The sequence below is a fragment of the Mycobacterium sp. 360MFTsu5.1 genome, from assembly GCF_000383495.1.
Classification (GTDB): domain Bacteria; phylum Actinomycetota; class Actinomycetes; order Mycobacteriales; family Mycobacteriaceae; genus Mycobacterium; species Mycobacterium mucogenicum_B.
In genome coordinates, this window is the sequence record NZ_KB911464.1 from 561,518 (window position 1) to 574,717 (window position 13,200).

Annotated in this window: 13 protein-coding genes; 2 read left to right on the plus strand and 11 right to left on the minus strand. The window is 69.0% G+C overall.

What is annotated here, in order from left to right:
* Position 1: 1 nt before the first annotated feature.
* Positions 2–1,876 carry a methylmalonyl-CoA mutase small subunit gene (mutA, locus tag H289_RS0109465; protein ID WP_020100538.1) on the minus strand — a complete coding sequence of 625 codons (1,875 nt, stop codon included), beginning with the start codon at positions 1,874–1,876 and terminating at the stop codon, positions 2–4.
* 224 nt (positions 1,877–2,100) lie between these two features.
* On the opposite strand from mutA, the gene H289_RS0109470 reads away from it, so the two are divergent.
* On the plus strand, positions 2,101–2,823 hold the full coding sequence (locus H289_RS0109470) for a TVP38/TMEM64 family protein (RefSeq protein ID WP_029105015.1): 723 nt from the start codon (positions 2,101–2,103) through the stop codon (positions 2,821–2,823).
* Here the strand turns inward: H289_RS0109470 and H289_RS0109475 are convergent, their stop codons facing one another.
* The 3 genes from H289_RS0109475 to H289_RS0109485 are packed head-to-tail and all read right to left on the minus strand — an operon-like array spanning position 2,824 to position 4,844.
* On the minus strand, positions 2,824–3,186 hold the full coding sequence (locus H289_RS0109475) for a DoxX family protein (protein WP_029105016.1): 363 nt from the start codon (positions 3,184–3,186) through the stop codon (positions 2,824–2,826).
* A gap of 2 nt (positions 3,187–3,188) precedes the next feature.
* Positions 3,189–4,394: an SPFH domain-containing protein gene (locus H289_RS0109480; RefSeq protein ID WP_036420325.1), complete on the minus strand. Its 1,206-nt coding sequence runs from the start codon at positions 4,392–4,394 to the stop codon at positions 3,189–3,191.
* 18 nt (positions 4,395–4,412) lie between these two features.
* Positions 4,413–4,844: an NfeD family protein gene (locus H289_RS0109485; protein WP_020100542.1), complete on the minus strand. Its 432-nt coding sequence runs from the start codon at positions 4,842–4,844 to the stop codon at positions 4,413–4,415.
* Positions 4,845–4,903: 59 nt separating this feature from the next.
* Here H289_RS0109485 and H289_RS0109490 point away from each other — a divergent pair, with 59 nt between their 5' ends.
* Positions 4,904–5,740: an Rv1486c family protein gene (locus H289_RS0109490; protein WP_029105017.1), complete on the plus strand. Its 837-nt coding sequence runs from the start codon at positions 4,904–4,906 to the stop codon at positions 5,738–5,740.
* Between the two features lie 6 nt (positions 5,741–5,746).
* On the opposite strand, the gene H289_RS0109495 is transcribed toward H289_RS0109490, so the two are convergent.
* From H289_RS0109495 to ripA, 7 genes are all read right to left on the minus strand, one after another.
* Positions 5,747–6,760 (minus strand): ferrochelatase, encoded by a 1,014-nt coding sequence (locus H289_RS0109495; RefSeq protein WP_020100544.1) that lies wholly within the window; start codon positions 6,758–6,760, stop codon positions 5,747–5,749.
* Between the two features lie 31 nt (positions 6,761–6,791).
* Complete coding sequence (gene inhA, locus H289_RS0109500) at positions 6,792–7,601, minus strand: NADH-dependent enoyl-ACP reductase InhA (RefSeq protein ID WP_020100545.1); 810 nt, start codon at positions 7,599–7,601, stop codon at positions 6,792–6,794.
* Between the two features lie 58 nt (positions 7,602–7,659).
* Positions 7,660–8,412 carry a 3-oxoacyl-ACP reductase FabG1 gene (fabG1, locus tag H289_RS0109505; protein ID WP_029105018.1) on the minus strand — a complete coding sequence of 251 codons (753 nt, stop codon included), beginning with the start codon at positions 8,410–8,412 and terminating at the stop codon, positions 7,660–7,662.
* An 86-nt stretch (positions 8,413–8,498) separates the two neighbouring features.
* Positions 8,499–9,416, minus strand: a complete 918-nt coding sequence (locus tag H289_RS0109510; RefSeq protein WP_029105019.1) for a DUF58 domain-containing protein — start codon at positions 9,414–9,416, stop codon at positions 8,499–8,501.
* Positions 9,417–9,469: 53 nt separating this feature from the next.
* On the minus strand, positions 9,470–10,618 hold the full coding sequence (gene moxR1, locus H289_RS0109515; RefSeq protein ID WP_020100548.1) for a chaperone MoxR1: 1,149 nt from the start codon (positions 10,616–10,618) through the stop codon (positions 9,470–9,472).
* Between the two features lie 176 nt (positions 10,619–10,794).
* Positions 10,795–11,475, minus strand: a complete 681-nt coding sequence (gene ripB / locus H289_RS0109520; protein ID WP_020100549.1) for an NlpC/P60 family peptidoglycan endopeptidase RipB — start codon at positions 11,473–11,475, stop codon at positions 10,795–10,797.
* Between the two features lie 58 nt (positions 11,476–11,533).
* Entirely contained in the window at positions 11,534–12,967 is a 1,434-nt protein-coding gene (gene ripA, locus H289_RS0109525; protein WP_029105020.1) for an NlpC/P60 family peptidoglycan endopeptidase RipA, read from the minus strand.
* Positions 12,968–13,200: the final 233 nt, after the last annotated feature.

The window sequence follows — 13,200 nt, forward strand, 5'->3', positions numbered from 1 at the left end:
GTCATGCCCCCAATCGGGTGAGCAGGGTCGAAAGCGCTTCGACGGCATCGATTTTCATGGTCAGGTATTCGTCCGGTCGAGCGGACGCATCCACTGTGTTTTCAACGGCCTTCTCCGGCCCGGCGAGGTAGACGTGCGCGACGCCGGCCGCGCGGGCGGCCTTGACGACATCGCTGGCCTCCTCGGCGTACCGGGCGTCGGTGCCACAGACCACCGCGGCCACCTGGCCCGCGGCAGCGGCCGCGACACCCGCTGCGTCGACGGTGCCGGGGTTGACGGCCTCGATGCCACCGGAAGCCAGCAGGTTCGCGGCGAACGTGGTGCGGATGTTGTGCTCGGCGAGCGGGCCGACGGGCAGCAGCACGGCCTGCGGGCGCTTGCCGGTCTTGGCCAGGTACGCGTCGGAGCGGTTGCGCAGCGCCTCGAAAGCCGCGGCGTAGCGCACCACGCCGGGGAACGAATCCGTCTGCGCGAGCGGGGTTTCCGCGAGGTTCGGGAACTCGTTCACACCGGTGAGCGCCGTACGGCGGTGCGCGATGTCGTCGGCACGACGGGCCGCGACCTCGGCGATCTGAGCACTCAGGTGATCACGGGCGGCGACGAAACCGCCCAGCGACTCCAGCTCCTGGAACTTCGCCCAGGCCTGCTGCGCCAGCTGATCAGTGAGGTCCTCGACGAACCACGAGCCGCCCGACGGGTCGACGACGCGGCCCAGGTGCGACTCCTCGAGCAGCAGCAGCTGCGTGTTGCGTGCCATGCGGCGGCTGAAAGTGACTGCGGTACCGGGTAATCCGCCGTCGATGGCGGCGTCGAACGTCTCGACCAGAACGGTGTCGGCGCCGCCCACGCCGGCGGCGAACGCCGCGAGGGTGGTGCGCAACATGTTCACCCACGGGTCGCGCTGCGACATCATGGCCTTCGAGGTGACGGCGTGAATTACTGCCGCACCGGCTTCTTTTGTATTGCCGGCTCCGCCGGCGGCGGGGTCACCGACGACCTCGGCCACGCGGGCCCAAAGCTGGCGCGCCGCACGGAGTTTGGCGATGGTGGCGAACTGGTCGTCGTCGGCGGCGAAGCGGAAGCTGAGCTGCCGCAGCGCGGCGGCGGCCGACAGTCCGCTCTCTGTGAGCAGACGCAGGTAGGCGACACCGGCGGCGATGGCACCCGCCAGCTCCAGCGAGGCACTCGCGCCGAGGTTGTGCAGCGCGGCGGCGTCGACCGTGACGGCCCGCACTCCCCCGTCGTAGTCGGTCAGTTTCGCGGCGGTGGCGACGACGTCGGCCTCGGCCGCGGCGGCACGGCCGGACAGCGGCGCGGTCAGCGGGTCGGCGCCCAAGTCGATCGACAGCCGGGCACGCTGGTCGGCGTCGAAGGGTTTGACCAGCGTCAGCAGCTGATCGGCGGCACCCGCCAGATCGGCACCGGCATCCAGGAGCACCGGAACCAGATCCAGAAAGACGCCCTCGAATACGCGGTCGAGCTGGTCGACGGGCACGCCGCCCGAACCGACCCGGACCTCGAGCGCGCTCGTGCCGTCGGTCAGGGCGAGCAGGATGGCACCGTTGACCGTGGCGACGTCAGCATCGCTCGCGATCGGGAAGGACTCGGCCACCTTCCAGCCGGCGAGCACGTCGCGGTGGGCGTCACCGCCGCGGGTGAACGGCCAGTGTCCGGGCAGCGCGGGCTCGGCCAGGCCGTCCAGGCTGGTGTACAGGGGACGGACCGGGAAGCCGTCGTACGTGGGCGAATCGAGCAACCGCTCGGGGTCGGCCGGCAGATCCTCGACAGCCTTGCGCGTGCTCTTGGCGAGCACACCGGCGACGTTCGTCTGCCACCGCGCGTAGCGGTCCCGAACAGTGGACACGTCGACAGTCACCGGCGACTCCCAATCTTTCGGCCATCGGACATATGGCACTGCATGCAGAAATGCCTATCACACCTGACTTTCAGGCTAAATCACGCAGGTCGCTACTACCCAGTAGCTCTACGGCGCACCGGCTGGCCGCCTCGTCGGTGCCGGTGGTGGCCAGTGCCGCGGCCCATCGGTCGGACACCCGCCGGACGTCGGCGATGGGCGGTGGCCCCGTACCCTTGGAACACGTGAACTCCGTTGTCAGCGCGCTGCGCACGGTCCTGTCTGCAGTGCAAGCCACTGCGGCTCAGATGCCGCTGCGCCGGGCCGTCGGCATCGGGGCAGCAATTGTGATTCTTGTCGCAATCGCCATCTGGGTGCCGTTGCCCAGCGCGGTGCAGATGCGCGACTGGGCCGCCGCGGCCGGCCCCTGGTTCCCGTTGGCGTTCCTGGTCGCGCACACGCTGGTCACGGTGCTGCCGTTCCCGCGTACCGCGTTCACCCTCGCCGCAGGACTCCTGTTCGGTTCCGCCCTCGGCGTCACACTGGCCGTCATCGCCAGCACACTGAGCGCATTGATCGCGCTCTGGCTCGTCCGGGTGCTGGGCTGGCAGTTGAGCAAGCTGTCGCACAAGCACATCGACAGCCTCGACGCCCGGCTCAAGGAACGTGGCTGGGCGGCGATCCTGTCGATGCGCATGATCCCGGCGGTGCCGTTCTCCGTGCTCAACTACGCCGCCGGGGCGTCATCGGTCCGGGTGGTGCCGTACGCGTTCGCGACGTTCTTCGGACTGCTGCCCGGCACCGCGGCCGTCGTCATCCTCGGCGACGCCCTCACCGGTCAGATCCGCCCGTCGCTGCTGGTCGTGTCGGCCTGCACCGCGACCATCGGCATCTGCGGGCTGATCTACGAGATCCGGCTGCACCGCCGGGCCCACGCCGCGCAGCACCCGGTCGACGCGCACAGCTGACTAGGACTCCCGCTCGGGCAGCCCCTTCGCCGTCATCGCGGTGAACAGCGCCAGGAACAGCACCGCCGGCGCGGCGTTCACCGGCTTGTCGTGGGCCCTGACGTGCGCGCCGACGGCCAGCGTGAAGTACAGCGCCAGCATGGCGGTGGTCAGCCGGGCCAGGGCCGAATTGCGTTGTCCGGCAAGCAGACCCACGGCGGCCGCGGCTTTGGAGCCGACGAGGATCCACCGGTACTCCAGCGGGAAGTTCACGCCGTTCAGCGCCTTCTCGATGGGGGCAACGGGGACGGCACACGCCGCCGCGTCACCGGCCATCAGGAGCCCCAACGCGGTGTAGGTGCTGCGGGACGTCAACCAGCTCATGGTCACCTCGAGTGTTGTCCGGCGGGCGGGTCGATCTCCGGGAACGGACGCGCCTCGAGCGGCTGCGTCGGGGGTGCCGGCGGCACGGGCAACGACGGTGCGCCGTAGCCGGGCTGCTGCACCGGCGTGCGGGCCTCGGCCTCGGCCTTCGCCACGGCCTGCGCGATGGCCGGATCGGTCTGGGTGTTGAACCAGTCGGCGACCTCGTCGTCGTCATCCTTGGCGGGGGCCTCGTCGACCGGCGACGGCGTGTAGCGGAACACCCCGTCCTCCCCCGGTGCCCCGAGCAGCTTGGTGAAACCCTGTAGAGCGGAACCGAAGTCGCTGGGCACGACCCATACCTTGTTGGCCTCGCCCTTGGCCATCTGCGGCAGCGTCTGCAGGTACTGGTAGGCCAGCAGCTCGGGCGTCGGCCGGCCGGCCTTGATGGCCGCGAACGTCTTCTCGATGGCCTTGGCCTGGCCCTGGGCGTTCAGGTACTGGGCGGCCCGCTCACCCTGCGCGCGCAGGATGCGCGACTGCCGGTCTGCCTCGGCGGCCAGGATCGCCGCCTGCTTGGCGCCCTCGGCCGCCAGAATCTGCGACTGCTTCTGCCCTTCCGCCTGCTTGATGGACGCCTCCCGGGCGCCCTCGGCGGTCAGGATCATGGCGCGCTTCTCGCGGTCGGCGCGCATCTGCTTCTCCATCGAGTCCTGGATCGACGGCGGCGGATCGATGCTGCGCAGCTCGACACGCGCGACGCGCAGGCCCCACCGGCCGGTGGCCTCGTCGAGCACGCCGCGCAGCTGGGCGTTGATCTGGTCACGTGAGGTCAGCGTCTGCTCCAGCGTCATGCCGCCGACGACGTTGCGCAGCGTCGTCGTGGTCAGCTGCTCGACGCCGACGATGTAGTTGCTGATCTGGTACACCGCGGCCTGCGGGCTGGTCACCTGGAAGTAGACGACGGTGTCGATGTTGACCGTCAGGTTGTCCTCGGTGATGACGGGCTGCGGCGGGAACGACACCACCCGCTCACGCAGATCCACCCGGGCCCGGATCTTGTCGATGAACGGCAGCAGCAGCGTCAGCTGGCCCGAGACGGTCTTGCTGTAGCGGCCCAGCCGCTCGATGACCGCTGCCTCGGCCTGCGGGATGAGCGCCACCGATTTGACCACCACCACGATGGCAAACGCCACCAGGATCAGCAGAAGGACAAGTGCACCAGTCAATTTCAGCTCCCCTTGCGTTCAGATGGCCCGGAAGACCACCGCGGTCGCACCGTCGATCCGCATCACGGTGACGTGATCGCCGGGCTCGAAGACATCGTCGTCGGCCATCGGGCGCGCCGTCCAGATTTCGCCGTCGAGTTTTACCTGCCCTTCATGGCGGGTCACCCGTTCCAGCACCAGCGCCGACTTGCCTTCCAAGGCCTTCACCGGTTCGGGCAGGCCCGCGGCACCCAGCCGCTTGCGCAGCGCCGGCCGCACCAGGACCAGCAACAGCACCGACACGATGAGGAAGGAGAGGCCGTCGGCCCAGATGGGCCAGTCGGTGGCCCAGCTCAGACCTGCGGTCGCCAGGGCACCGCCGGACAGCATGAGCAGGAACATGTCACCGGTCAGCGCTTCGGCACCGGCAAGCCCGATCGCCACGATGAGCCACAGCAACGGCACCGGCATGCGACCAGAGTAGCGCCTTGCAGGCCTAATCGGCCGGAGCGTTTTACACTGCGTGCATCATGTGGTGTCCAAGTGTTTCGCTGACGGTGTGGGCCAATGCCTGGCATGCCGGCCTGGCCGCACCCGACGATGTCCTGGATGCGCTATCGCCGTGGGCGCCAAGACATTCCATTGCCGCGTACGACGCCGTGGCGGCCAGCCGCACGGGCCTGCCGTGGCCCGACCTGACCAACTACGGCGGCGTCACGTTGCTGCAGACGCTGCGGCACGCGGCCGGCGCTGCCCGCTCGGAGCCGGCGTTGAACCTGGTACTGCCCGTACCCGGGGATGTCCGGGGCCTGACCCCCGGCACCCAGTTCCAGCAGGACGCCGTCGACATGGGCGAAGCCGTCGTCATCACCTCCAACTACGGCGAGGCCGTCGGGCTGGTCCCCGATTTCGAATACGAGGACGACACCGACGACGCCGAGGTCAAGGCCCTGTCCTGGACGGTGTACTCGCTGCCCAGCGCTCCCGTGGCCGGCCACTTCGACCTCGGCGAAGAGGAGTACCGACTGCGCGACGCGGTCCGGTCCGCGGCCGACGCCCTCGGCCGCCTGCGTGCCGAACCCGGTTCGGACATCGAGGATCCGCGCGAGATGGTCGAACAGCTGCTCGAGGCCGGGCATCTGCACAAACTGCCGGACCACGCCCCCACCCGTGCGGTGCGGGTGCTGGAGACCGCGGCCCACATCGACGCGATCATCACGGTCAGCGCCGGGCTGGCGCCCATCGGCCTCCAGAGCGCATCGGAGATGCAGATCGCGACGGAGGCCATGCGGCCCCTGTCCGACATCGTGCGCTCCGCCCGGCTGGCCGCCGTGACGGCCATCCTGCATTCGGCCTGGGAGCGGTAGGACCGGTCAGTCGCCGCAGCAGCTCGGCAGGCAGGACACCCCGTTGATGCTGCAGCCGTGCCCGGGCACCGGGTCCGGGCCCTCGACCCGCGCCGGCGGCGCACCCGTGCGCAGTTCGTCGACCAACGACGCGGCCAGCCGCGCGAACCGCGGGTCGGCGTTGGGAGTCGTGGTGCGCACCAACGTGATTCCGGCCTCGGCCGCCTGCTCGGCGAGCTCGTTGTCGAGGTCCCACACCACCTCGATGTGATCGGCGACGAACCCGATGGGGCAGACGATGACGGCCTTGGTGCCGGCGGCCGCGAGCGCCGCCAGGTGGTCACCGATATCCGGTTCCAGCCAAGGGATTTGGGGCGGCCCGGACCGCGACTGCCAGACCTGGTCGTACTCGTCGTAGCCGGCGGCCGCGGCGACCAGCCGGCTGGCGTAGCCGACCTGACGGCTGTAGAGCCGTGGTCCGTCGCGCTCGTCGACCCGGACCGGAATCGAGTGCGCGGTGAACACGAGGCGGGCCGCGTCACGCAGGTCGGCGGGCAGCTGGGCGGCGGCTTCGCCGATGGCCTCGGCGAACATCTCGACGAACAGCGGATGGTCGAAGTACTGACGCAGCTTCACCAGCTCGGGCGCCTGCGGGCCCGCCGCGACCCGGCCGCGCGCGATGTCCTCGATGTACTGCCGGCAGCTGGAGTACCCGCCCCAGGCGGACGTCGTGAACACTGCCGCGCGACGAATCCCGTTGTCCCGCATGGCGGTAACCGTGTCTTCGATGTACGGGTCCCAATTCCGGTTCCCGAAGTACACCGGCAGCTGCGGCATCGCCGCCTCGAGCTCCGACATCAGCGCCCGGTTGATGGCGTTGATCGGCGACGCGCCCCCGAAGTGCATGTAGTGCTCGGCGACGGCGTCGAGGCGCTCCGGCGGCACGCCGCGTCCCCGCGTCACGTTCTCCAGGAACGGCCGGACGTCGGCGGGCCCGTCGGGCCCGCCGAACGACAGCAGCAGCAGTGCGTCGAAATCCATCAGCGCTGTTGGTTCTTCGCGCAAGCGCTCATCACAGCAGCTGGGTGCTGGCGCCACCGTCGGCGTAGATGATCGAGCCGGTGGTCGCGGGCAGCCATTCGGACAGCAGCGCACAGACGGTCTTGGCGACCGGAGTCGGGTCCTTCATGTTCCAGCCGATCGGCGCGCGCTGGTCCCAGCCCTCTTCGAGCAGCTGCATCTGCTGGCCGGCCTCGTCGCCGAGGGCACCGCCGACGATGGCGCTCATGGCCAGGGTCCGGATGGGGCCTGCCGCAACCAGATTGGAGCGCACGCCGAACTTGCCGGCCTCGCGTGCGACGAACCGGTTGACCGACTCGAGGGCGCTCTTGGCGACCGTCATCCAGTTGTAGGCGGGCATGGCGCGGGTCGGGTCGAAGTCCATGCCGACGATGCCGCCGCCTTCGTTCATGATCGGCAGCAGCGCCTTGGCCAGCGAGGCGTACGAGTAGGCCGAGATGTGGATGCCCTTGGCGACGTCCTCGTATGGCGCGTCGAAGAACGGGTTGATGCCCATGCCGCTCTGCGGCATGAAGCCGATGGAGTGCACGACGCCGTCGAGCTTGTTGCCCTCGCCGATCACCTCGGTGACGCGCTCACCGAGCGAGGCCAGGTGCTCTTCGTTCTGCACGTCGAGCTCCAGCAGCGGCGCCGGGTTGGGCAGCCGGTCGGCGATGCGCTGGATGAGCTTCATCCGGTCGAAGCCGGTGAGCACCAGCTCGGCGCCCTGTTCCTGGGCGACCTTCGCGATGTGGAACGCGATGGACGAGTCGGTGATGATCCCGGTGACCAGGATCCGCTTGCCTTCGAGCAAACCTGCCATTTGTGCTGACTCCTTTAAGTTCTGGTAAGCCAAAGCGTTTTCGATTGAGCGCCGCGGGTCAGTGACCCATGCCCATGCCGCCGTCGACCGGGATGACCGCACCGGCGATGTAGCCGGCGTCCTCGGACGCCAGGAAGCTGACGGCACCGGCGACCTCTTCGGCGGTGCCGACGCGCTTGGCCGGGATGAAGTCCAGCGCGCCTTCCTGGATGCGCTCGTCGAGGGCACGCGTCATCTCGGTGTCGATGTACCCGGGGGCCACGACGTTGGCGGTGACGCCGGCCTTGGAGAGCTCACGAGAGATGGAGCGCGCCATGCCGATCAGGCCGGCCTTGGCGGCCGCGTAGTTGGCCTGGTTGCCGATGCCCCACATGCCCGAGACCGAGCCGATGTAGATGATGCGGCCGAAACGCTTGCGCTGCATGCTGCGCGACGCGCGCTGCGTCACGCGGAACGCGCCGGTGAGGTTGGCGTTGATGACCTCGGTGAACCGCTCCTCGGTCATGCGCATCAGGAATGCGTCCTTGGAGATACCGGCGTTGGACACCAGCACCTCGACCGGGCCCTGGTGCTCCTCGACCTCTTTGAACGCACGGTCGACGGCCTCGGCGTCGGTCACGTCACACACGACGCCGAACAGGCCCTCGGGCGCACCCGAACCGCGGTGGGTCACCGCGACCTTGTGGCCGTCCGCGGCCAGCCGCTGCGCGATGGCCAGGCCGATACCCCGGTTACCACCGGTGACCAGCACGGAACGGGAAACGAAGGCCGGACGGCCGGGAGCAGCCTCAGTGGCAACAGCGTCACTCATGCTGGTCAACTTATCGTCTCGGCCGGTGCACGCCTAAATCGGCACGCCACGACGGCGAGCCGTCCAATGGACACAGTGGTTGACAGCTACCGGGCCGCCATGGCGCCGCGGCGACGGTTCGCCACGAACCGGACGACGTCGGCGATCCAGTCCCGGTCGGTGCGCAGCGTCAGCAGCGGGGCGTCGCATCGGCGCAGCGTGCGGGCCACTTCGTCGCGGTGCGCCTGGGCGGCGCGGGCGAAGTCATCCCGGAGTTGCTCGTCGATGGTGAACTCCTTGGTGATGCCGGACTCGGCGTCCTGCAGCACCACGTCCCCCACGGCCGGCAGCTCCACGTCGCGCGGGTCGATGATCTCGATGCCCAGCACCTCGTGCCGCCCGGCGATGGCGCGCAGCGGGCGCATCCAGTTGATCGGGCCGAGGAAGTCACTGATGATCACGGCCATGCCGCGGCGGCGCTCGGGCCGGCGCAGCGCGTCGATGGCGGCGGCCAGGTCACCACGGACCCCGGCCGGGGCCTTGGGTGTGGTGGCGATGGCGCGCAACAGTTCCTGCTCGTGCAGCCGGCCGGACAGTGCGGGTACCCGGCGGACGGTGTCGCCATTCGAGATGACCGCGCCGAGCCGGTTGCCGCCGCCGCTGTTGAGGAACGCGATGGAGGCCGCCGCGGCGACCGCCAGATCACGCTTCTCGCAGCCCGCGGTGCCGAAGTCCAGGCTCGCCGACATGTCGACGACGAGCCAGGTCTCCAATTCCCGGTCCGCGATCATCTGCCGCACGTGCGGATGCGTCGTGCGCGCCGTGACGGACCAGTCCATCCGGCGGACGTCGTCGCCGGGCTGGTAGAGCCGGGACTCCCCCGGCTCGGATCCCGGACCGGGGATCAGGCCCTGGTGGTCGCCGTGGAGGACACCGTCCAGCTTGCGCCGGACGGTGAGCTCCAGCTTGCGCAGTGCGGCCGACAGTTCGGGATCGCGAATCTGGCCACGCTGCAGTGACGGCAGATCGACGGACCGGCCGGTCTGCGGCGAAGCCGAACGATCAGACCCGGGGGCGGTCACCGACCAGAGGCCCCAGCTGCGCCGGCCATCACGGGCGGAACCGAATGTCCTTGCTGCGGAATGGCATTCACCTGCGGCAGCGCGACGGTCTGCAGGATGCGGTTGACGACGGTCTCGGCGGAGATCTCGTCGGCGAGCGCGTCGTAGGTGAGCACGAGACGGTGCCGCAGCACGTCCGGGATGACCTCGACGACGTCCTGCGGGATGACGTAGTCACGGCCCCGGACCAGCGCCAGCGCACGGGAGGCGCTGATGATGCCCAGCGAGGCACGCGGCGAGGCGCCGTAGGCGATCCACGCCTTGGCGTCGGGCATGCCGAACTTCTCCGGCTCACGCGTGGCGGTCACGATGCGGACCACGTAGTCGACGAGGGCGTGGTGCACGAAGGTGTTGGCGGCCACGTCCTGCAGGCGCAGCAGGTCCTCGGTGGTGAGGATCTGCTTGGGCTCCGGCGGCTTGACGCCCATCCGGTAGATGATCTCGCGCTCTTCCTCGGGCGACGGGTAGCCGACGTTGAGCTTGAACAGGAATCGGTCGCGCTGCGCCTCGGGCAGCTGGTAGACGCCCTCCTGCTCGATGGGGTTCTGGGTCGCCATGACCAGGAACGGGCTGGGCAGCGGGAAGGTCTTGCCACCGATGGAGATCTTGCGCTCGGCCATGACCTCCAGCAGCGCCGACTGCACCTTGGCGGGCGCGCGGTTGATCTCGTCGGCGAGCAGGAAGTTGACCATCACCGGGCCGAGCTCGATGTCGAACTCTTCCTTGCCGACGCGGTAGATGCGCGTACCGACGATGTCGGTGGGCACCAGGTCGGGGGTGAACTGGATGCGGGCGAACGAGCCACCGACCACCTTGGCGAAGGTCTCCACGGCGAGGGTCTTGGCGACGCCCGGCACACCTTCGAGCAGCACGTGGCCCTTGGCCAGCAGGCCGACCAGCATGCGCTCGACCAGCTGGTCCTGGCCGACGATGATGCGCTTGACCTCGAAGATGGCGCGTTCGAGGGTGTGCACCTCGGACTGCAGCGAGCCGCTGACGGGCTGCTGCGCGGCGGGGGCGGCGTGCGCCCCGGGCGGGTAACCCTGTGTGGGTGCCGGGCCTGGGTAGCCTCCGGCGCCGTCGGGCGGCCCACTCGGTGACGTCATCTAGCTTCCTCCCACAATTGTTTCGGCCGGATGTCCGGCGCAAAATCGCTGGTCTAGCGGGTAGCCGCCAATATAGCGGCGCGCCCGGAGTCAACTATTCCAGGCGGCCCGGGATCCGTCGAACGTTTGCCGACGGCGGAGCCGTCAGTGCTGCTAGGGCGGACTTTCCGCGTGTCTCAGGTCTCGATGATGCGGGACAGGTGCGGCGACATACCGGCCGTGCGGACCGGACTGACCGTCACCTTGCCGGCACTGCCGGACGCCTCGAGCATCTTTCCGTTGCCGAGGTAGATCGTGACGTGCTGGCTGCCGCCGGGGCCGTAGAAGATCAGGTCGCCGCGCTTGGCCTCCGACGGCGCGATGGCACGGCCGGTGTTGTACTGGTCGCCCGAGTACTTGGGAATCTGCACGCCCACGCCGGCGTAGGCGTAGCGGGTGAAACCCGAACAGTCATAACCGATCTTGCCGGCGTCGTAGTCCACGCCGGGTCCGGGACCGGTCAGCGTGCCGCCGCCCCACGAGTACGGGACCCCCATCTGGGAGCCGCCGCGCCGGATGACGTACTCGATGGCCTGCTTACCGCCGACGCGGCCGCCGGGCATCATCGCGGCGGTTCCGCCGCCACCGCCGCTCGGTTTGCCGCCCAGGCCCAGGCTGGACAGAAAGCTCTGACCGAGGTTCTGGGTGGTCTGCAGAGCCAGCTGGCTGGCCTGGAACGTCGCGTTGGCGATGGCCACCGGGTCACCGGGGGCGCCGGAGCTGGCCCGCATGGGCAGTGTCGGGTCCCACCCGCCGTCGGGCTCGGCAACCGCACTCGGCGCAGGCCCGAACGCGAGTGCCAGCGCCAGCGCGCCCACGCCCGCGAGGAGGTCTCTCCGGTGAAATTCCTTGCCCTGCAATGCAATAACCCCTGTATCAGTATTCGATGTAGCGGATCACGTACGGCGTCATGCCGCTGGTTCGCACCGGCGACACCTTGACGTTGGAACCGGTGTAGGGCGCTTCGAGCATCTGCCCGTTGCCGAGGTACAGGGTCACGTGCTGGCTGCCACCCGGGCCGTAGAAGATGACGTCCCCGCGGCGGGCCTGCGATGTCGGGATCTTGCGGCCCGCCTCATATTGGTTGCCGGAGTAGTGCGGCAGTTTGATGCCGACGCCGGCGAAGGCGTAGAGGATCAGACCCGAGCAGTCGAAGCCGACGGTGCCGGCACCCGAGTCGATGCCCGTGCTGGGACCGGCGGCGGTGCCGCCGCCCCAGGAGTACGGGACGCCGATCTGCGACATGGCGCGCTTGATGACGTATTCCGAGGCCTGCTTGCCGTAGACGCGCGGGATGGCGCCGTTGGTGTAGCCCGACTTGGTGACGGTGGCGGGCACCAGGCCGAGTTTCTGCAGGAAGCTGTGGCCCATCTGCTGGGTGACCTGCGCCGACGTGGCGGTCATGCCGAGCACGTTGTTGATGACGGCGATCGGGTCACCGGGGATGTTGGCGCTCGGAATCTTGGGCAGGGTGGGGTCCCAGCCGCCGTCGTCCCACTTGCGGGGACCGGCAGCGGCGGGCGCGCCGTCCCAGTTGGCGGCGTACCGGCCGGGGTCGGCCGCGGGAGTTCCGGACGCGGGGGCGCTCGCGGCCCATTGTGTGCGCGCCGCGTTGAGCTTGGCCTGCGCCGCGTCGCGCTGGCTGACCAGCTGGTCCAGCTGAGTCTGCTGGTCGGCGAACGTGGTCCGGGCGTCGGTCAGGGCCTTGACGGCGTCGTCCTGCCTGACCTGGGCATCTTTGACGGCCTGGTCGGCCTTCTGCTTGGCCAGGCGGGCGGCGGATTCGCGGTTGGCCAGTTCGGTGCGGCTGCGTTGCAGATCGGCGATGGCCTCCTGCGAGCTGATGGTCAGCGCCTGGCCGGTGGCGGCGGTGTTGATCATCTCGCCGGGATCGGTCGCGGTCAGGTAGGACGCGGACGGCCCGTTGATGTACGCCGCCTCGGCGTACTTGTCGAAGTGCGCCTGGGCGGCGGCGATGGCCGCGTTGGCGTCCTTCAGACCGGTCTGGCTGGTGTCGATGTCCTGCTGGGCGGTCGCGGCGTCGTCCCGGGCGGTCTGCACGTCGGCGATGGCCTTGTTGACCGATTCCTGCCGGGTCTGGATGGCGGCGCCGAGGTCCTGCAGTTTCTGGTTGGCATTGGCGAGATCGGTGACCAGGGCGGCGATCTCGCTGCTGCCGGGTTGCGCCGACGCGATACCGGAGGCGAACACGGACGCGGTCATGACACCGAACACGAGCGACCCGGTGCCGACGCGACTGCCCAGCCGGGTGGCCAGCCCACCGCTAAAGGGGCGAATGCTGCGTCCCATTGACTCAGGTCTCCTAAGGCTCCAGCGCGCTGGTGCCCGCCTAAGGCAAAAGCGGGCTCGATCCGTTGGTCCCGTAAGTCGCAGAAATCACAAATCATCACATCTGCAACATGCGGTACCAACTGCACCGTACGTCACAGGTTGCACAAATGAAACGTTAGTAACAAACCACACCGTTGTAATTGAAAAAGGTGTGACCGAATAGTGATATTCGAATTCGCGGCGCCCCGCGC